General features: G+C 69.2%; 18 protein-coding genes and 1 tRNA gene. 3 read left to right on the forward strand and 16 right to left on the reverse strand.

What is annotated here, in order from left to right; translation table 11 throughout:
- Window position 1: 1 nt before the first annotated feature.
- The 3 genes from FQ142_RS14245 to FQ142_RS14255 all read right to left on the reverse strand — a co-directional run bounded on the left by FQ142_RS14245 (window position 2) and on the right by FQ142_RS14255 (window position 4,329).
- The gene (locus tag FQ142_RS14245) at window positions 2-1,018 is read right to left on the reverse strand and encodes an ABC transporter permease (protein ID WP_149423823.1); all 1,017 of its coding nucleotides are present in this window, start codon (window positions 1,016-1,018) and stop codon (window positions 2-4) included.
- Window positions 1,015-2,520, reverse strand: a complete 1,506-nt coding sequence (locus FQ142_RS14250) for an ABC transporter substrate-binding protein (protein WP_188042410.1) — start codon at window positions 2,518-2,520, stop codon at window positions 1,015-1,017. The genes FQ142_RS14245 and FQ142_RS14250 overlap by 4 nt, the downstream gene beginning before the upstream one ends.
- 195 nt (window positions 2,521-2,715) lie before the next feature.
- On the reverse strand, window positions 2,716-4,329 hold the full coding sequence (locus tag FQ142_RS14255) for a helix-turn-helix domain-containing protein (RefSeq protein ID WP_188042411.1): 1,614 nt from the start codon (window positions 4,327-4,329) through the stop codon (window positions 2,716-2,718).
- Between the two features lie 109 nt (window positions 4,330-4,438).
- Here FQ142_RS14255 and FQ142_RS14260 point away from each other — a divergent pair, with 109 nt between their 5' ends.
- The gene (locus tag FQ142_RS14260) at window positions 4,439-5,284 is read left to right on the forward strand and encodes a M55 family metallopeptidase (protein WP_149423826.1); all 846 of its coding nucleotides are present in this window, start codon (window positions 4,439-4,441) and stop codon (window positions 5,282-5,284) included.
- Here the strand turns inward: FQ142_RS14260 and FQ142_RS14265 are convergent.
- The 4 genes from FQ142_RS14265 to FQ142_RS14280 form a co-directional block, all read right to left on the reverse strand.
- Entirely contained in the window at window positions 5,268-6,431 is a 1,164-nt protein-coding gene (locus FQ142_RS14265) for a M20 family metallopeptidase (protein ID WP_149423827.1), read from the reverse strand. The two genes, FQ142_RS14260 and FQ142_RS14265, sit on opposite strands and share 17 nt — an antisense overlap.
- A complete protein-coding gene (locus tag FQ142_RS14270; RefSeq protein WP_149423828.1) occupies window positions 6,409-7,650 on the reverse strand; it encodes an alanine racemase in 1,242 nt (413 codons plus the stop codon). Before FQ142_RS14270 ends, FQ142_RS14265 begins: the two co-directional genes overlap by 23 nt.
- Before the next feature lie 336 nt (window positions 7,651-7,986).
- Window positions 7,987-8,059, reverse strand: a tRNA-Arg gene (locus tag FQ142_RS14275).
- 65 nt (window positions 8,060-8,124) lie between these two features.
- Window positions 8,125-8,706, reverse strand: a complete 582-nt coding sequence (locus FQ142_RS14280; RefSeq protein WP_188042412.1) for an asparagine synthase — start codon at window positions 8,704-8,706, stop codon at window positions 8,125-8,127.
- A gap of 127 nt (window positions 8,707-8,833) precedes the next feature.
- Between FQ142_RS14280 and FQ142_RS14285 the strand changes: the two genes are divergently transcribed.
- Window positions 8,834-9,673 (forward strand): SDR family NAD(P)-dependent oxidoreductase, encoded by an 840-nt coding sequence (locus FQ142_RS14285; RefSeq protein ID WP_149423829.1) that lies wholly within the window; start codon window positions 8,834-8,836, stop codon window positions 9,671-9,673.
- 5 nt (window positions 9,674-9,678) lie between these two features.
- Here the strand turns inward: FQ142_RS14285 and FQ142_RS14290 are convergent, their stop codons facing one another.
- From FQ142_RS14290 to FQ142_RS14330, 9 genes are all read right to left on the reverse strand, one after another.
- A complete protein-coding gene (locus FQ142_RS14290) occupies window positions 9,679-10,542 on the reverse strand; it encodes a hypothetical protein (protein WP_235564000.1) in 864 nt (287 codons plus the stop codon).
- Between the two features lie 10 nt (window positions 10,543-10,552).
- A complete protein-coding gene (locus FQ142_RS14295) occupies window positions 10,553-10,798 on the reverse strand; it encodes a hypothetical protein (RefSeq protein WP_149423830.1) in 246 nt (81 codons plus the stop codon).
- A gap of 73 nt (window positions 10,799-10,871) precedes the next feature.
- Window positions 10,872-13,109 (reverse strand): heavy metal translocating P-type ATPase, encoded by a 2,238-nt coding sequence (locus tag FQ142_RS14300; protein ID WP_149424149.1) that lies wholly within the window; start codon window positions 13,107-13,109, stop codon window positions 10,872-10,874.
- Window position 13,110: 1 nt separating this feature from the next.
- Window positions 13,111-13,320, reverse strand: coding sequence for a heavy-metal-associated domain-containing protein (locus FQ142_RS14305; protein ID WP_149423831.1), 210 nt, complete (start codon window positions 13,318-13,320; stop codon window positions 13,111-13,113).
- 90 nt (window positions 13,321-13,410) lie between these two features.
- Window positions 13,411-14,028, reverse strand: coding sequence for a GntR family transcriptional regulator (locus FQ142_RS14310; RefSeq protein ID WP_262492162.1), 618 nt, complete (start codon window positions 14,026-14,028; stop codon window positions 13,411-13,413).
- Between the two features lie 203 nt (window positions 14,029-14,231).
- Window positions 14,232-14,873 carry an NADPH-dependent F420 reductase gene (locus tag FQ142_RS14315; RefSeq protein ID WP_149423833.1) on the reverse strand — a complete coding sequence of 214 codons (642 nt, stop codon included), beginning with the start codon at window positions 14,871-14,873 and terminating at the stop codon, window positions 14,232-14,234.
- 79 nt (window positions 14,874-14,952) lie between these two features.
- On the reverse strand, window positions 14,953-15,891 hold the full coding sequence (locus FQ142_RS14320; protein ID WP_149423834.1) for a GNAT family N-acetyltransferase: 939 nt from the start codon (window positions 15,889-15,891) through the stop codon (window positions 14,953-14,955).
- A 23-nt stretch (window positions 15,892-15,914) separates the two neighbouring features.
- Window positions 15,915-16,349, reverse strand: coding sequence for a Fe-S cluster assembly sulfur transfer protein SufU (gene sufU, locus FQ142_RS14325; RefSeq protein WP_149423835.1), 435 nt, complete (start codon window positions 16,347-16,349; stop codon window positions 15,915-15,917).
- On the reverse strand, window positions 16,346-17,668 hold the full coding sequence (locus FQ142_RS14330) for a SufS family cysteine desulfurase (RefSeq protein WP_149423836.1): 1,323 nt from the start codon (window positions 17,666-17,668) through the stop codon (window positions 16,346-16,348). The genes sufU and FQ142_RS14330 overlap by 4 nt, the downstream gene beginning before the upstream one ends.
- Window positions 17,669-17,750: 82 nt before the next feature.
- On the opposite strand from FQ142_RS14330, the gene FQ142_RS14335 reads away from it, so the two are divergent.
- Window positions 17,751-18,398, forward strand: coding sequence for a LysE family translocator (locus FQ142_RS14335; protein WP_149423837.1), 648 nt, complete (start codon window positions 17,751-17,753; stop codon window positions 18,396-18,398).
- Window positions 18,399-18,400 lie beyond the last annotated feature (2 nt).

Below are 18,400 nucleotides of genomic sequence, written 5' to 3' on the forward strand. Positions count from 1 at the left end.
GTCAGGCGTCCTTCAGGGTCGAGCGTGGGTCGAGACACACCAGGACGACGTCGATGAGGAGGTTCGCGACGAGGACGATCAGCCCGTAGACGAGCACGATGCCCTGCGCGAGCGGGAAGTCCTTGCTCCGCACCGCGTCCACGATCGTGAGGCCGAGTCCCGGCCACGAGAAGATCGTCTCCACGAGCACAGTGCCGGCGACGAGCGAGCCGAGCACGAGGCCGCCGACGGTGAGAGCGGGGGTCACGAGGTTCGGCAGCGCGTGATTGAGGTAGAGGCGACGCCGCGACATGCGCTTGGCGCGCGCGGTGCGGATGTAGTCCTGCGAGAAGACCGTGAGCGCTTCCACGCGTACGATGCGGGAGACACCCGCGATGAGCCCGATCGACAGTGCGAGCACGGGCAGCACGTAGGAGTTCGCCCCGTCGCGGCCGGCGACGGGCAGCAGTGTCGTCTGCACCGCGAACAGGTACACCAGCGCGATGCCGATCACGAACTCCGGGATGACGGCGACCAGTCCACTGACCGACGTGTAGGCCACGTCGACACCAGGGCGGCGTCCGCCGCGGGTCACTGCCGCGATCACGATACCCAGCGGGATCGAGACCACCAGCACGGTCGCGAGCGACAGGAACGCGAGCTCGAGTGTCGCCGGAAGCCGCTGCTCGAGGATCGTGGTGACCGGGAGATTCAGTGAGAAGGAGTCGCCCAGATTCCCGGTCAGCAGTCCTTTCCAGAAGGAGAGGTACTGCTGCCAGAGCGGGTCGTTGAGCCCGAGGCTCTCACGACGGGCTTCGACGACGGCGGCGGTCGCGTTGGTGCCGAGCGCATTGCGCACCGGGTCTCCGGGGATCATGCGCACCATGAGGAAGACGACGGTCACGAGCGCGACCACCGACCAGAACAGGCGGATGACCCGGCGCAGGAGGAAGGCCCCGACGGCCCCGCCCCGGGAGGAGCGGGACCGTCGACCCCGGACGGTTGCCAGGGCATCCGTCCGGGGCAGCGTGGTGGTCATGAAAGGACGCGGATCGCCGCACCGGGCAGGTATCCGCCGACCGGACGGATGATCGACTCTGCCCCGTTGAAGTACATCTTGAACGGCGTCATCGAGACCGGGACGAGGTCTGCGGCGTCGAACAGGGCGGCCTCGGCGTCGCGCCAGGTCTTGCACGCCTCCTCGCCCGCCAGGTCGGCGGCTGCGGTGGCGGCCGCGACGTAGGCCTCGTTCTCGATCCCGGCGAAGTTCGTGCCGTCGGGGGGCACCGGACCACTCAGGTACTGCGGGAAGATCGCCGGCGTGCCCGACTGCAGGATCAGGCCGAGGCTGGCCGTCCATCTGGTCGGGTCCTCTGCGGCGAAGGTGTTGGCGAGGACGTAGTTCTCGTCGCCACCGTCGAGGGTGACCGTGACCCCGGCGTCCTCCCACTGCGTGGCGACGTACTCCGCGGCCGCGCTCCGGGACGCCGTGCTGTTGTCGTAGATGAGCGTGATCTCGGCACCCTTCACTCCGCTCAACGCCTTGGCGGCCGCCGCGGGGTCGTATGTCGGGAGGGTTCCGTCGATCGAGTCGTAGCTGCACAGGCTGGGCTCTTCACCGAGCAGAGAAGTGGAACGCTCGCCCTTTCCCTCGGTGAGGATGTCAGTGAGCGTGTCGAGATCGATCGCCTGTGTGAGGCCTCTCCGCACGTCGGCGTCGGCGGTCGGCATCTCGGCGTTGTGGTTGTAGATGATCATGCCGGAGATCGTCGGAGACGACAGGGACGTCAACTCACCCAATCGTTCTTCGTCCTTCCCGCTGACGACCGCGGCGTTGAGCCCGCCCGAACGCAGCAGGTTGGCCGCCGTCGACGGACTCGGGACGATCTTGATCGTCACGGTCTCAGGAACTCCCTCGGTCGCGCTCGTCGTTCCCTTGGGCCCCCACTCGTAGCCGTCACGACGGGTGAGCGTGATCGAGTCACCGGTGACGACGTCATCGATCTGGAAGAGACCGGTGCCGTTGCTCCCTGCGGAGAGGCTGGTGGGGTCCGTGAGGCCTGCGTCGCACACCATCTGCTGACTGCCGAGGTCGTAGAGCATGAACGGGCGCGGCGACGTGGTCGTCACGGTGAGGGTGTTGCCCTCGGCCGTGATGGTGGCGTCGGCGGGCACCACGGACTCCCGTCGCGGCGATTCGTTGGCCGGATCGAGGATCCAGTTCAGATTCGCGGCAGCCGTGTCCGCGGTGAACGGCGTGCCGTCGGCACAGGTGATGTCGTCGCGCAGGGTGTAGGTGACCTCGGTCGGGCTCTCGGTCCAGCTCTGCGCCAGATACGCTTCGGGCTCGACCGTCTCCGGATCGACGAACAACAGTGAGTCGTAGGAGTAGGCGCCCACGATCTGCGCGTTGACGATGTTCGTCGTCAACGGGTTCAGGTCACCCGGATCCGAGTTGATCGCCATCGCGAAGGTGCCGTTCTTCGCGAAACCCTCCTCTGACGAAGGCGGGCCGCTGCAGGCGGTGATACCGAGTGCCACAGCGAGAAGGAGCGGAAGTGCATAAGTTCGGATTCTCATGATTCGGGGACCGCCCTTGATCTGAATGGAGTGATGTCTTTGACAGTTTCACTCGCACTCGAGAATCGCTCATCGTGCATTCGACTGATGAATCCGATATCTGGTTAGACGATCGACCTAGGTGCGAATGAAAGCCCTTCACCGAATGGGCGGCGGTCAGTTCGCTGGTACGAGCGCCTCGAGCCGCAGCTGCAACAGCAAGCCGAAACGGGTATCCGGATCGCGAAGATCCATCCCTGTGATGGTCTCGATGCGCTCGAGCCGATAACGGAACGTGTTCTTGTGGATATGGACGTCACGAGCAGCAGTGACCACGTCGCCGAAATGCTCGAGCCAGGCGCGGAGGGTCGCCACCAGCTCGGTGCGGTGAGACATGTCGTACTCCCGCAGTGCGAGAAGCGGCCCGTCGAGCGTGACGCCGTCTGCGGCCAGAAGATCACCGACCCGGAACATCAGGGCATCGATCTGAACGTCGGAGAACCTCGCGACTCGGCCGCCGCGCTGAGGTCGTGAGCGGAGCACGCGCAACGCCGCCTCGGCATTGCGCCGCGAGAGCGACAGACTGCTCACCTCGGCGACGGCGTCTCCGAGACCGGCGCAGAACTCCGTCGCGGTATCGAGCCGCCCGACGAAGTCCGCCGCAAGGCGCTCGACCGCCGCGAGCGCATGCTCGTCGGTGCTGCGCAGGGGCACCACCGCGTAGACGAGGCCGCCCAGCGGGATCGCGATCGCGCGAGGGTGCACTGAGCGCAGATGCATCCGGAGTGCCGCTGTGGCGCGCTGTGTGTCGGACATCGCGCGGATCTCATCCTCGTCCTCGAGCGGTCCCAGCACGAGGACGCACGCGGCGGATCTCTCGAACCCGAGCTGTTGCGCGGCCTCACCTGCCGACGAACCGCCGTCGAGGAGCATCATCCCCAGAGATTCGGCCACCCGCTCCGCGGCATCCGCGCTGACCCGTGCGCGCAACATGGCCAAGCCCATGATCTGCGCGGCTTCGATCATGCGCAGCTCGCGTTCGGCGTCGAAGGGCTCAGGCGTCACCGCCCAGATAGAGCCCAGCACTTCGTCTCCTGCCGCGATGCGCATAGCGACTCGCGGCAACGTGTCGGGTGCCGGCTTGGCGAGGAAGATGGGGCGCTCCGACCCGTAGATGAGGGGGAAGACACCCTGCATGCGCTGATGGTTGCTGTACTCCTCCGGGACCTGAAGACCGAGGATGGTGAGACGGCGTGCTTCATCCGTGCCGAGCTGATTGGCCGAGAATGCCACAACCCGCGAGGAGCGGTCTTCGATCGTGACCGGCGCTCCAAGCAACGCCGACACGGCGTCGGCGAGCGTGAAGAGATCGCGGGCAGGGTCGTTGGCCGTCTGCTCCGCTCCGGCCGGGCCGAGGTTGAGGGCGCTGATGATGAGGGTCGCGACCTGGACCCACGACGCCCCCCGCACCAGTCCGAAGAGCGAGACCTGGCATTGCTCGGCGATCGCCGCGACCTCGCGACTCACCGGGAGCGCCTCTCGGATGATCAGCGCTGCCGCGCGCGCCTCTCCTGCCTGGCGCACGAGAGCCTTGAGGTCGTCGTCGCTCGCTACCGCCACCGCCAGCACGATTGCGTCCTGAGTGAGCTCCGGCGGATCCAGCGGGTCGTGCAGCACGACGGTCGACACGCGGCGCGCGGCCTGAGCCCGCCCTGCTTCGAGCGTGAGGAGAGTTGTACCCAGGCGCTCGGTGAGCTGTCCCAGGTTGGTCGTGAGCGTCCCGGCCGACATGGGGCCAGCGTACAGTAGGAGCGCCTGGATACTGGTCGATCGCACCATCGCTCACGCTGTCGCCGCGGCCACAATGACTAGAGTCGCCCACGAGAACGAGGAGTCAACGGTGAAGGTCTACATCTCAATCGATATGGAGGGTGTCGCCGGCGTCGCGACCCTCGACCAGGTCGTCCGCGGCGGCACCGGATACGCACGAGCTCAAGAGCTCATGACGCACGAGGCGAACGCGGCGATCGCCGGAGCGTTCGAGGGTGGGGCGAGCAGCGTGCTCGTCAACGACTCCCACGGCACGATGGACAACTTGCTGCACGACCTTCTCGACCCGCGCGCCCGCCTCGTCTTCGGATCGCCGAAGGCCCAGTGCATGGCGGAGGGCCTCACGGATGACTGCGATGTCGCCCTGTTCGTGGGATACCACGCGCCGGCTGGCGCACCAGGGGTGCTGGCGCACACCTTCTCGGCCCACTTCGGCGAGGTGCGGATCAACGGGGCCCGCGTCTCCGAGGCCGAGGTCAATGCCATCTACGCAGCCTCTCTCGGCGTGCCCATCGGACTCGTCACGGGCGACGACGTGATCGGAGCCATCGCCTCCGACGCGTTCGCCGGTGCGACGATCGTGACAGTCAAGAAAGCGCACGGGTTCTCCGCCACCGACACGGTCGCGCCGAGCGTCGCGCGCGAGCTCGTACGTGCAGGAGCCGCTCGCGCGGTCGCCGGCGCTGCCGCGCTCCGCCGCCCCGTCACGGCGCTCCCCCTCACACTCGAGGTGGACATGCCGTCACCCGTGGCCGCCGAACTCGGTGCCTGCATCCCCGGCTGCACTCGCGCCGCCGACCGCACCATCACCGCGACGCTCGACAACGCAGAGGATGTGCTGGGGCTCATCACCGTTCTCTACGAACTGGCGCAGGGCAGCGAACGCTCCAGGCACATGCTCACGAACCGTCGCTGATCAGGTCGTGCACCAAGGTCACCAGCAGCTCTGTGCGCGCTGGGATCTCGCGGATCTCGGCGTGCTCGTCGCGTGCGTGCGCGCCTCCGCCGACAGCGCCGAGCCCGTCGAGGGTGGGCACGCCCACGCCCGCTGTGAAATTGCCGTCCGACGCGCCTCCCACTGCCATTCCTCTGAGCGGCGGGTGGCCGAGATCTGCGGCCAGGTTCGCCGCGCGCGCGAAGAGGTCGGCGGACGCTGCCGCCTCGAGGGGCGGGCGGTTCACCCCTCCGTGCACGACGAGGGTCGCCCCCTCGACACCGGGCCCCAGCGCACGGATCGCCGCGTCGACCCGCTTCTGCTCAGCGACAGTCGTCGCCCTGACATCGACGGCCACGGTGGCCCGGTCGGGCACTGTGTTGCCAGTCGTACCGGACGACAGGAGTGTCGGCGTGACAGTGGTGCCCGCCCCGGGATCGGCCAGGTCCGCCAGAGCGATCACGAGGTGAGAGACGCCGACCGTGGCGTTGATGCCCCGTTCGGGCTCCAAACCGCTGTGCGCAGCCCTCCCGAGCACCTCGAGCTCGTACAACGACACTCCTTTGCGCTGGGTCTTCAGCGCGCCGCCCGGTCCAGCGGCCTCGAGCACGAGAGCGGCGCGACACCCGACCGCTCTCGACTCGATCAGCTCACGTGAGGTGACGGAGCCGACTTCCTCATCACCGGTCACCAGCACCGTGACCTGGTCGAGCACCGCATCGCCATGCCTCGCTCGAAGCATCGCGAGCGCGTGCGCGATCTGCACGACGCCCACGAGCATGTCGAAGCACCCGGGGCCCCGGATGACACCGTCTTCTACGGAGAACGGCAACTCCGCCAGACTCCCGGTCGGCCAGACCGTGTCGTGGTGACCGAGAAGCAGGACCCGACTGTCGCGGCCCTGCAGCACGACGTGGTCCACCCCGTCGATCCGCAGGATCTCAGGGCGCCTACCCGCCCGGCGCTGGATGACATCCGCGAGGACCAGGGCCGAGCGGGCAACGGCGTCGTGGTCGGCCGACGGCGACTCGACCGTCACCAGACGCTCGAGATCAGCGAGGAACTCCGGGAGATCGAAGCGTGAGTCCTCGGCGAGCTGCCCAGCTTCAGAAGTACGTGCGGACGGCATCGGTCACCTCGTATGTGTCTGCGACGACGGGAATGAGTCGCCACTTGTCGAATGTCGTGCAGGGGTGGGAGACACCGAGGCAGACGAGGTCCCCGACCTCGAGGGAGACATTCTCCGGCACGGCGACCATCGCATGCTGGTCGTTGACCGCGGTGACCTGCAGCCCGGCGACCGGCCGTGTATGGCCGTCGCGGCGCACCGCGACAGGCAGCGGCAGATCCGCATCCGTCGAGACGTCACGGCGACCGGCACCGAGGATCGCGCGACCCGGGTCCGGCCGCGACAGCACCTCGGCCCACACCTCGAGCGCCGGCAGCGGCGCCGGAACCTGCCCTGAGAACGGCGATGTGCGCGCGTAGAGGCCGTGGTCATGAGTCAGATAGCACCCGCTGCGCAGCACCACCTCGATGCGCTGTCCTCTCCAGGCTTCGCGAAACTGCGTGACGACGAGATCGAAGTACGAGCTGCCGCCGAAGGAGACGAGGGCGCCGCGCGCGGGAAGCATCCCGCGGTCCAAGAGATCGTGGAGCACGGTCGCGGACCATCCGAGGAACTCCGCGACGCGACGTCGGCGCTCGTCGAGGTCGGCTCCGGGCACAAGTCCTTCGTATCCTTCGAGGCCGACGAGCTGCAGCCCGTCGGCCTCGTGAACGGCCCTCGCGACACGCACGGCCTCCTCCGTGGACCGTACCCCTCCGCGTCCGCCGGAATAGCCGAGCTCGATCATCACAGCTTGAGGGCGAAGATCACCGCCGGCAGCAACCGCGCGATCGGCGAGCATGGAGACCGTCTCGACCGAATCGACCAGCATCAGTACCTGAAGGTCGGGGTCGGCACGCCGACACGCTTCGAGATACCTGAGGTCCGCAGGACCGACGACCGGATTGGCGATCAGGATGCGCTGCACCCCGGCCATGAGGAAGACTCTGGCCTGCTGCACGTTGGCGACCGTGACACCCCACGCCCCGGCTGCGAGCTGCCGTTCGACAAGGGCAGGACTCATCGTCGTCTTCGCGTGCGGGGCGATGAGCACGTCATGGCGTGCGCAATAGTCGCGCATCAGTCGGAGGTTGCGCTCGATGGCGTTTTCGCGCAGTGCGACCACCGGGAGATGGAAGTCACCGTTCAGAAGATTCCATCCCTGCGCACCGACTTCGGCCAGTGGCACGCCGCCGTCGGGGAAAGCCCGATCTCGCCAGGTGACCACGGCATCCGTCATGTCAGCTCCTCGCCGTCAGCCCGCTACGTCCCGTTCGAGTATCTCCCGCGGGCGCCCTCCTGGATTGAGCAACGAGACTAAATACTCCCGCACCTTTTCGGACGAGCGACCAATCCGACCATGATTCTCACTCCAGGGGCCACTGATCACGACTGGAGCGCCGCACAGGCCGACACTTCCCGGAGGCGGCGACCGCGCGCACGGAGGCAGGGCACACCCGCAGAAGGCTCCACAATGCGGAAAAGGCCACCCCGTGGGGTGACCTTTTCCTTGTGACTGTCGGCGAGCTGCGACCCGCCCTGAATACCCAGAGCGATTGCTGTTCGCCATCTGATGTGCGCCCGAAGGGACTCGAACCCCTAACCTTCTGATCCGTAGTCAGATGCTCTATCCATTGAGCTACGGGCGCTCCTGGACCGCTCAGCGGGCCGTAGAACAGCCTACAACAGACGCGGCGCGAAAGCGAAACGAGGGTCAGTCCTCGTCCACGCCGACCTTCTGCTTCGTCCTCCGCTTGGCCTTCGCGCGCTGCAGCGACGACAGCGCCTGCAGGTCGACCAGCCGCAGAGCCTGCATTCTGGCCTCGCGCATCCGGTCGTAGTCGGGGTCCTGATCGGGCCGCATCCCCTCGACGCGCAGGCGCCGATCGAGGTTGTGGCGCACATCGGCCCAGGCGCCCTCGCGGGCCTCCTCGACGATCACGCGCAGCGCCGCGTCGTCTTCCATCACGTCGCGCAGCTTCGCGGCGACACCGTGCGACTGCTTGGCCCGGCGGCGCAGGTTGCGCACATCGCGGTCGCGGTAGTCGTGGGTGCCCGACGGATCGGAGTGACGGCCCCTGGCGCGCTTGCGCAGCTGGGTCAGGTTGCGCTCGATCTCCTCCGACTCCTCGGCCATCGCCCGCAGCGCCTCCCGCGCGTCGGCGACGTACCGGTCGGTGTCGAACACCCCGTTCTCGGCGATCGTGCCGATGAGGATGTGATTCTTCACGGCGAGGCGCGCGGCGGCGGTCGCGATCGCAACGCCTTCGGCGACGGCATCCGCAGTTCTTCCCACCCCGACCTCCTCCATCGAGAATACCCGTATCGCTTCGTCGCGCACTCGGCCAGAATGGATCGGGATCACGCCGTCGCCTCCTGTCCGGCGCCGAACGTCACCCTCGATCCCCGTCGGGAGGAGTGCAGTGAAGCGTCTCGCCCTCGCCGGGAGCACGACGGTCATCACCGGAGCCGCGAACGGGATGGGCGCGCAGATCGCGCGGATCCTCGCCGCCGACGGCGTGCACCTCGCTCTGATCGACCACGACGCCGACGCGCTCGCGACGGTGGTCGCGGCCCTCCCCCCGACCACCGTCACCGCTCACGTGGTCGACCTGCGCGACGACGACGCCGTCTTCGCCGCCGCCGCCGACATCTCCGCCGCGCATCCCCGGATCTCCGCGCTGATCACGTGCGCGGGATCGTCGATGCTCGGCACGCTCGACCAGCTCACGATGGAGGAGATGCGCTGGCTCGCCGACGTCAACCTCTGGGGCACCGTGTCGATCACCAAAGCACTGCTGCCCGCGCTGCGCGCGTCTCCCGCCGCGCACATCACCCACCTCGCGAGCATCTACGCGCTCGCCGCGCCCGCCGGACGCATCCCCTATGCGCTGAGCAAGTACGCGGTGCGGGGTTTCTCCGAGGCGCTGCGGCACGAGCTCGAGGGGACGACGGTGACGGTGGGGGCGGTGTACCCGGCGGGAGTCCGCACCGGCATCATCCTGCACGGTCGCTACGCCGCGGCGATCGACCCCGCCGTGGCCGCACGGGCGGCGGAGGCGCAGGCGGCGATGTACCACACCGAGCCCGCGGACGCGGCGGCCGCGATCGTCCGGGCGACGGTGCGCCGTCGTGCGCGCACGATGGTGGGCCGGGAGGCCCGCCTCGTCGACGTCCTCGTGCGGCTCGCTCCCGCCGCCTACTGGCGAGTGATGCGGCGCCCCCTGCGCGACGCGGTCGACACGACCACCCCGATCGGCTGACGGGCTCAGCGCACGGCGCCGACCCAGATCCCGGAGGCCCAGGCCTGCTGATCGCCGTCGCAGCCGACGGAGCCCGGATACCCGCGCACCACCGCCATGCAGTTCGCGAGGAACTCCGGGTCGCCGCCGAACATCGACTGATACGTGTCCGAGGCGGTGAGCGCACCCCACACGCGGAACTGGTAGATGTGCGCGAGCTCGTGCGCCATCGCCCAGTTCAGTCGCTCGGTGCTCCACTGGGCGATGTCCGCGCGGTACTTGATGTACCCGTTGCTGTTCGCGCAGGCGGCGGCCGATCCCCCGGCGCACGAGGCCGACTCGTACAGCCCCACCCCGCCTCCGCCCACCGTGTCGAGGGCGGCGCGCACCCGCGCGTAGCCGTCGGGTCCGCTCGACGACCAGGCAGGTCCCCCGGGCGCCGCGTACTGCGCGGCCTCCCAGACCGAGACGTCCTGGCCGACCTTGTCGATCAGGGCATGCACCGTCGCCGTCGCGGCGACGACCACCGCGGGGTCCTTGCGCTCGGCGAGCACGGCCTGCTGAGCGGACTGCACCGCCGCCCGATGCGCCGCGGTGTCGACCTTGCCCTCGGCCGACGTCAGCGCCGTCTGCAGACCCGCCAGCTCGGCCACGAACGCGGCCCGCACATCGAGGACGGCTGCACGATCGGCGATCTCCCCCTCCGTGATCTCGATCAGTCCGGTGAGGCGGTCGGTGCGCATCTGCGCCGACTGCTCGGACTGCACGAGCGTGCGCAGCTCGTCGATCACGGCGGCGCGGTCGGCGTCGAGCGCCACGGCGCGACTCACGACCCCCGCAGCCAGCAGCAGGGTCGCGACCATGGTGACCGAGAAGATGCGCCGGATCACGGCGTGCCCCTCACGGGAGGAACCCGGTGGTGTCGGACAGCAGCGTCTCCTGCGCGGCGAGCGCGGTGCGCAGCGCCGTCAGCTGCTCGGCGTATCGATAGTTCCCGTCACGGGTGGCCTCGAGCGACTGCTCGGCACGCACCACCGCGGCCTTCGCCTCGTCGAGTGCGTCGACCCGCTGCTGATCCGCGACCACGACGAGCACGCATCCCCCGATGAGCAGCAGACCACCGGCGACCACCGCGACGCCCCTCATATCGCTCCCCAGGAGAAGATGACCATCCGGAACGATTCCGTAGAGCCAATATATCTCCGGCTCGAGCGGCCAGCTAGCGCGCGGCGGGCGACACCGCCCCGCGGAAGCGGCGAAGTCGCAGGCTGTTCAGCACCACGAACACACTGGAGAACGCCATCGCCGCCCCTGCGAGCATCGGGTTGAGCAGTCCGAGGGCCGCGAGCGGTATCGCCGCGACGTTGTAGGCCAGCGCCCAGAACAGGTTGCCGCGAATGGTCCCCAGAGTGCGCCGCGCCAGCCGGATCGCGTCCACGGCGCCCCACAGGTCGGCCCGCACGAGGGTCAGGTCCGAGGCCTCGATGGCCGCATCGGTTCCGGTGCCCATCGCGATCCCGAGGTCGGACTGCGCCAGCGCCGCGGCGTCGTTGACGCCGTCGCCCACCATCGCCACGCGGCGCCCCTGCTGCTGCAGGGCCACGATCTCGGCCACCTTCTGCTCGGGCAGCACTCCGGCACGCACCTCGTCGATGCCGACCGCGGCGGCGACGCGCCGCGCGGTGCGCTCGTTGTCGCCCGTGAGCAGCACCGGTCGCAGTCCGAGCTGTCGCAGCGCGGCGATCGCGTCCGCGCTCGACGGCCTGACCTGATCCGCGACGATCAGCACGCCGCGCACCCGTCCGTCCCACGCCACGGCGACCGCCGTCCGCGCGCTCTGCTCGGCGGCGTCGAACGCGGCGGCGAGGGAGGGGTCGAGCTGCAGCCCCCAGTCGGCGAGGAGAGAGGGCCGTCCGGCGACCACTGCTCGCGTATCGACGACACCGGTGACGCCGCGTCCCTGCACGTTCTGGAAGGACTCGACCGCCGGCAGAGCGCCGAATCGCTCGGTCGCGCCGCGCACGATCGCCTGCGCGATCGGGTGCTCCGACGCCTCCTCCACCGCGGCCGTGAGGCGCAGCACCTCGGCCTCGTCCTCTCCCGACGCGGGGATGACCTCGAGGAGCGTCATGCGTCCGGTGGTGACCGTGCCGGTCTTGTCGAGCACGATGGTGTCGACGCGACGGGTCGACTCGAGAACTTCCGGTCCCTTGATGAGCAGTCCGAGCTGAGCACCCCGCCCCGTCCCCACGAGCAGGGCCATCGGGGTGGCGAGGCCGAGCGCACACGGGCAGGCGATGATCAGCACGGCCACCGCCGCAGTGAACGCGGCCGCCGTGCCGCCTCCGACGAGCAGCCAGGTGACGAGGGTCACCGCCGAGATCGCGAACACGATCGGCACGAAGACCGCCGACAGCCGGTCAGCGAGCCGCTGTGCCTCGGCCTTGCCCGACTGCGCCTCCTCCACGAGGCGTGCGATGCGGGCGAGCTGGGTGTCGCCACCGATGCGCGTCGCCGTGACCCGCAGCCGACCGCCGATGTTCACGGTGGCACCGGTGACGGCGTCACCCGGGTGCACCTCGACCGGCACGGACTCGCCCGTGAGCATCGAGGCATCCACCGCGGACGCCCCCTCGAGCACGACGCCGTCGGTCGCGATCTTCTCGCCGGGCCGCACGATGAACACGTCACCCACCGCGAGGTCGGCGAGCGGCATCCGCTCTTCGCGACCTCCGCGCACGACCGCGACGTCCTTGGCGCCGAGCTCGCCGAGCGCGCGCAGTGCCGCGCCCGCCCGACGCTTGGACCGCTGCTCGAGAAAGCGCCCGAGCAGCAGGAACATCGTCACGCCGGCGGCGACTTCGAGGTAGATGCTCCCCAGACCGTCGCCGCGCTCGATGAAGCGGAACGGGTGCGTCATGCCCCACATGCCCGCGGTGCCGAAGAAGAGGGCGTACAGCGACCACGCGAAGGCGGCGGTGACGCCGACCGAGATGAGCGTGTCCATCGTGACGGTGCGGTGCGCCGCGTTCCGCAGGGCGGCACGGTGGAACGGCCAGGCCGCCCAGGTGACGACGGGAGTGGCGAGGATCAGCGACGCCCACTGCCATCCGGCGAACTGGAGGGGCTCGGCCATCGCCATCGCGATCACCGGGACCGCGAGCGCGATCGAGACGATCAGCCGCAGGCGCAGCAGTCGGTACGCCGGATCGACCGCATCCGCCTGCACCTCCCTCGGCAGTGCCGCCGTGTACCCCGTGCGCACGACCTCGGAGATGAGGTCGTCGACGACGATTCCGGCACGGGCCTCGACGTGCGCCTTCTCGGTGGCATAGTTCACCGACGCGGACACGCCGTCGAGGCGGTTCAGTCGCTTCTCGACGCGCGCGGCGCACGACGCGCAGGTCATGCCCCCGATATCGAGGTCGTAGGAGACGGGCTCCGTCGAGGTGGCCATCTCAGGCACGGACCGCGGTGTACCCGGCCTCGTCGACGGCGGCCAGCACGGCGTCGTCGTCGACCGGGGCGTCGGCGGTGATCACGAGTCTGCCCGAGTCCGCGCTCACCTCGATCGCGGTCACACCCGACAGCTTCGCGACCTCGCTGCGGACGGATCGCTCACAGTGGCCGCAGGTCATCCCGGTCACGGCGTATGAGGTCGTAGTCATCTCTGCATCCCTTCGATGGTTTCGAATACCCCCCTGGGGTATCCCTCCAGAGACAACAGTACCCCGTCGAGGGGTATTCCCGCAGGGATCTCAGATCCCGGAGGGCCCGCCGGCGAGCCGCCGCTCGGCGGTGGCCTGCCCGCTCGCCAGATGCCGCGGGATCAACCAGCGCAGCGTGTCGGTGTCGCGCGCGGCGACCGCCTCGAAGATCACCCGGTGCTCCTCGGCCATCGCGAGCAGGTCGTCATGCTGTCCGAACAGCCAGCGCAGCCGGGTCACGAACACGCCGATCAGCTCATCGAGCATCTCGTTGCCCGCCAGCTCCGTCGCCACCTCGTGGAATACGCCCGCAGCCATGCGGGCGGCCTCGGTGTCTCCCGCCTGGGCCGCCGACAGCTCCCGGTCGAGCGCCGCGCGGAGTCGGCCGAGGCCCTCCTCCGTATGACGCTCGGCGGCGAAGAGGAAGATCAGAGTCTCGATCGCTTCGCGGACCTCGCCGAAGTCCTGGATGTCCCGGCGGGTGAACTCTCGCACGACTGCCCAGCTGCGCGGCCGCGAGACCACCACGCCCTCGCTCACCAGGGTGCGGATCGCCTCGCGAACAGGCAGTCGCGAGACGTGGAGTTCGGCGGCGATGTCGCGCTCGACGAGCCGCGATCCGGGCGCGCGGCGCCCGAGGATGATGTCGTCGCGAAGAATGCGCGTCACCCTCACCGACTCGAGTTCGCCCGCAGTCCCCGCCCCCGCCATACGCGGATCCTCTCATTCCTCGCCCCGACCCGACAAGTTCGGAGCCCCGCGCACGAGGCCGCCGGGCCGGCAGGGCGCCCGGGCCGGGGCACCCTGCCGGGGCACGCACGCGAGAGGGGGCCGGATGCCGCAGCATCCGGCCCCCTCTCGGAGCACGTCGCTCAGGGCAGGCGGTTCGCCTTCGCGAGGTTCGCCTCGAGCTCTGCGGCGGTCTGCTTCACGACGTACGCCGGACGGTCGCGCTCGACGCGCCAGGACTCGCTCAGCGGGCCGATGTTCACGGTGTCGAAGCCCGCCTCGTCGTAGAAACGCGTGACGAAGTCCGTGGCGTCGGCGTCGTCGCCCGCGGTGGCGAGGGCACGGCGCCCCTCGGTTCCGGCCGGGGTTCCGTCAGTGGTGATGTCGGCCGAGTAGATGTGGTTGAACGCCTTCGCGATCCGCGACGTCGACAGCTTCTGCTGCAGCATCTCGGAGGTCGTGGTCTCGCCCTTGTCGAGCGCCTCGATGTGACCGTCGCGCTCGAAGTAGTAATTGTTCGTGTCGAGCACGATCTTGCCGGCGAGCTGTTCGGCGGGCAGCTGATCGATCGCGCCGAGCGGCACGGTCACGACGGCCACCTCCGCCGCCTCGGCGGCCTCCGCGGCGGTCGCCGCCTTCGCCTTCGGCCCGAGCTCTGCGATGAGATCCGCGAGCGTCTCCGGTCCGCGGGAGTTCGCGATCACGACGTCGTATCCGTTCGCCACGGCGACGCGCGCGATCTGGCTGCCGATGTGTCCTGCTCCGATGATTCCGAGAGTTGTCATGCTCGGCCCAACGTCACAGCGGGCGCACTATTCCCGCGGCGACCGCGTGTCTCCGCACCCGCGCCGTGTCGTCGGTCGCTCAGACCGTGAGCAGGAAGCGCTGCTCGACGCGGCGGTACCCCAGGCTCTCGTACAGTCGGACCGCCCCTTCGTTGAAACCGAAGACGTGGAGTCCGATCGAGTCGGCGCCGAACCGCGCCGCCTCCCGCTCGGCCGCGATCATCACGTCGCGCCCGTACCCTCGGCGACGTCGGTCGCTCGCGATCTCGATGTCGAGGATGAACGCGTGCGGGCGCCCGCCCCGACGGCGGATGCCGATCCAGAGGACTCCGACCTCCTCGCCGTCGACCTCGGCGATGAAGAGCTCCTGCCCGACGGAATCGATGCCGTCCGGCAACTCGAGCTGCATCTGCCGGTGCGACTCCACCGCCGCATCCTCCGCCGAATAACGGCCGGAGGATGCGAGATCCTCGGCGAAGGCGGCCTCGGAGCTCGCCGCGAAATCGACGAAGCGGGCTGCCGTCATCGGCGTCAGCACCAGAGACGAGGGCGCATCGCGCGACGGCAGCGGTTCGAGGAGCATCTGGATCGAGGCGACCTCGAATCCGCGCCCCTCGACGAACGCACGACTCGCGGCGTCGCAGACGTAGACGGCCATGCTGATGCGGTCGACGCTCTGCCGCCGTGCGAGCTCCCTCAGACGCTCGAGCACCTGGTCGAGCAGCGCCGCATCCGGTGCGGAGTCGAACGCGAGATCGACGACGAACAGCACACCGTTGTTGGCGGCGAGCCACACCGTCCCGCGACGATGCGCGCCCTCGTCGATCGTGAGGATCAGAGAGGTCTCGGTGGCGAGCCCGTGCGGCAGCAGCTCATCGAGAAACGCATCGACCCTCTCGATCGCGTCGCCCCCGACGAACATCCCCGACTCCAGGCGGAGGGCGAGCAGGCGCTCCCGCGTGGCCGCACGCCAGTCGTCGAACCGGGCGTCATCGAGCGGAGTCAGGCGCACAGGCATGTCTCCATCCTGCCCGTGCGTGCTCACGCCCGGTGGAGCGCGTCTTCGACGGCGACCCAGGCGAGCATCGCGCACTTCACCCGTGCCACGTACCGCGAGACACCGCCCAGGGCTGCCACGTCGCCGAGGAGCTCCTCGTCCGGCTCGATCTTGCCGCGCGAGCGCATGGCCTGGCGGAATGCCGCGATGCGGACCTCGAGCTCGGGCACGGTGAGTCCCTCGGCGAGCTCGGCGAGCAGCGACGCGGATGCCTGGGAGATGGCGCATCCGTGCCCCTCCCACGCCAGCGCCTCGATACTGCCGTCGTCGGCCCGATGCACCTGCAGGGTGACCTCGTCGCCGCAGGTCGGGTTCACCTGGTGGGACTGCGCCGCGATCTCCTCGCGGAGCCCGAACCCGTGCGGGGTGCGCGAGTGGTCGAGGATGAGCTCCTGATACAGGCCCTGCAGATCACTCATGCGCCCCTCCGGAAGAAGTCGATCGCGCCCCGGACGCCGTCGACGACGGCATCCACCTCGGCGTCGGTGGTGTACAGATACGTGCTCGCCCTGGTCGACGAGGTGATGCCGAGACGGCGGTGCAACGGCTGCGCGCAGTGATGCCCGACCCGCACCGCGATGCCGAGGTCGTCGAGGAACTGCCCGACGTCGTGCGAGTGGATGCCATCGACGTCGAAGCTCGCGAGGCCCACCCGCGGCAGATCGATGCCGGCGCCGAGCACCCGCACCCCGTCGATGGCGGTGAGCCCGTCGAAGAGGCGTGCACCGAGCGCCGCCTCGTGCGCGGCGATCCGGGGCATCCCCACCGCGGTGAGGTAGTCGACCGCGGCCGCGAGCGCCACGACCTGGGACACCCGCTGCGTGCCGGCCTCGAAGCGCTGGGGCGGCGGCAGGTACGAGGCCTCGGTGGTGGTGACGGTGGTGATCATGGATCCGCCGGTGAGGAACGGGGGCATGATCTCGAGCAGCTCGCGGCGGCCGTAGAGCGCACCGATCCCGGTCGGGCCCAGCATCTTGTGACCCGAGATCACGGCGAAATCGACGTCGAGGGCGTGCACGTCGAGCGGCAGGTGCGGCGCGGACTGGCAGGCGTCGAGCACCACGAGCGCACCGGCCTCCCGGGCGAGGGCGACGAGCTGAGCCACGGGATTGATCACCCCCAGCACGTTCGACACGTGAGTGACGGCGACGAGTCTGGTACGCGCGGAGATGATGTCCGAGGCCACATCGAGCCGCAGCGCCCCGTGGTCGTCGAGCGGGATCACGCGCAGGGTCGCTCCGGTGCGCGCGGCGAGCTCCTGCCAGGGGATGAGGTTGGCGTGGTGCTCCATCTCCGTGGTCACGATCTCATCGCCCTCGCGCAGGCGCAGCGGCTCCGCCGCTGCCCCTCCCCGTCCGAGCGAGGCGTTCGAGAGCGAGTACGCGATGAGGTTCAGCGCCTCTGTGGCATTCGAGGTCCAGACGAGCTCCCCGACGTCTGCGCCGATGAAGCGCGCCACGGTCGCTCTGGCATCCTCGAAGACCTCCGTCGCCTCGGCGGCCAGCGTGTGCGCGCCGCGGTGCACGGCCGCGTTGAGGGTCGAGGCGAATTCGCGTTCGGCATCCAGCACGGAGAACGGGCGCTGCGAGGTCGCCCCGGAGTCGAGGTAGGCGAGCGGATGCCCGTGCACCTCGGTCTGCAGGATCGGGAAGTCCTGGCGGAGGCGTCGCACCTCCTCATCCGTGAGGGGACCGTCGCTCGGCGGGCTGATCGCGTCGACGTCGCGGGAAGTGCTCATCCTTCTAGCTTCTCATCCGGCGGGGCGAGACGGGTCACGATCACGGCCGGCGACTGGCACGCAACTGCCCTAGGCTCGCAGCATGTTCAGCGCCGCCACGCTCGTGACCTTCGTCGTCGCGGCATTCGTCATGGTCGTGATCCCCGGTCCGACCGTGCTCTTCACGATCGGCCGCGCCATGGCTCTGGGACGGGTCGGCGGCTTCCTGAGCATCGTGGGCACCGCCATCGGATCGATCCTGCTCGTCATCGGCGTGGCGCTCGGGGTCGGCACCGTGGTCGCGCAGTCGATCGTGCTGTTCACCATCGTCAAGGTCCTCGGCGCCGGGTACCTCGTGTTCTTGGGCATCCAGGCGATCAGACATCGCACCGACGCGGCGAAGGCGATGACGGGGGCGGTGCCGACTCGCTCAGGTCTGCGACTGCTCGGCGAGGGCTTCGTCGTCGGTGCCACGAACCCCAAGTCGATCGCGTTCTTCCTCGCGATCCTGCCGCAGTTCGTCGACCTTCACTCGGGATCGGTGCCTCTGCAACTGCTGGTGCTCGGGACGATCGTCGTCGCGATCGGAGTGGCCTGCGATGCGATCTGGGTACTGCTCGCGAGTGCGGCACGAGACTGGTTCGGCCGCTCGCCGCGACGCATCGAGGCCATGAGCGCGACCGGCGGGGGCCTCATGATCGTTCTCGGCGCATTCCTGCTGGTGTGGAGCGAGAAGCCCGCGAGCGTCTGAGG

The sequence above is a fragment of the Microbacterium sp. ANT_H45B genome (genome assembly GCF_008369345.1).
Lineage (GTDB): Bacteria > Actinomycetota > Actinomycetes > Actinomycetales > Microbacteriaceae > Microbacterium.

Coding starts and splice junctions, on each gene's coding strand:
- FQ142_RS14245 (WP_149423823.1), bottom strand. CDS start 1,018: ATGACCACCACGCTGCCCCGGACGGATGCCCTGGCAACCGTCCGGGGT.
- FQ142_RS14255 (WP_188042411.1), bottom strand. CDS start 4,329: ATGTCGGCCGGGACGCTCACGACCAACCTGGGACAGCTCACCGAGCGC.
- FQ142_RS14265 (WP_149423827.1), bottom strand. CDS start 6,431: ATGCCGTCCGCACGTACTTCTGAAGCTGGGCAGCTCGCCGAGGACTCA.
- FQ142_RS14270 (WP_149423828.1), bottom strand. CDS start 7,650: ATGACGGATGCCGTGGTCACCTGGCGAGATCGGGCTTTCCCCGACGGC.
- FQ142_RS14295 (WP_149423830.1), bottom strand. CDS start 10,798: ATGAGGGGCGTCGCGGTGGTCGCCGGTGGTCTGCTGCTCATCGGGGGA.
- FQ142_RS14300 (WP_149424149.1), bottom strand. CDS start 13,109: ATGGCCACCTCGACGGAGCCCGTCTCCTACGACCTCGATATCGGGGGC.
- FQ142_RS14305 (WP_149423831.1), bottom strand. CDS start 13,320: ATGACTACGACCTCATACGCCGTGACCGGGATGACCTGCGGCCACTGT.
- FQ142_RS14315 (WP_149423833.1), bottom strand. CDS start 14,873: ATGACAACTCTCGGAATCATCGGAGCAGGACACATCGGCAGCCAGATC.
- FQ142_RS14320 (WP_149423834.1), bottom strand. CDS start 15,891: ATGCCTGTGCGCCTGACTCCGCTCGATGACGCCCGGTTCGACGACTGG.
- sufU (WP_149423835.1), bottom strand. CDS start 16,349: ATGAGTGATCTGCAGGGCCTGTATCAGGAGCTCATCCTCGACCACTCG.
- FQ142_RS14330 (WP_149423836.1), bottom strand. CDS start 17,668: ATGAGCACTTCCCGCGACGTCGACGCGATCAGCCCGCCGAGCGACGGT.
- FQ142_RS14335 (WP_149423837.1), top strand. CDS start 17,751: ATGTTCAGCGCCGCCACGCTCGTGACCTTCGTCGTCGCGGCATTCGTC.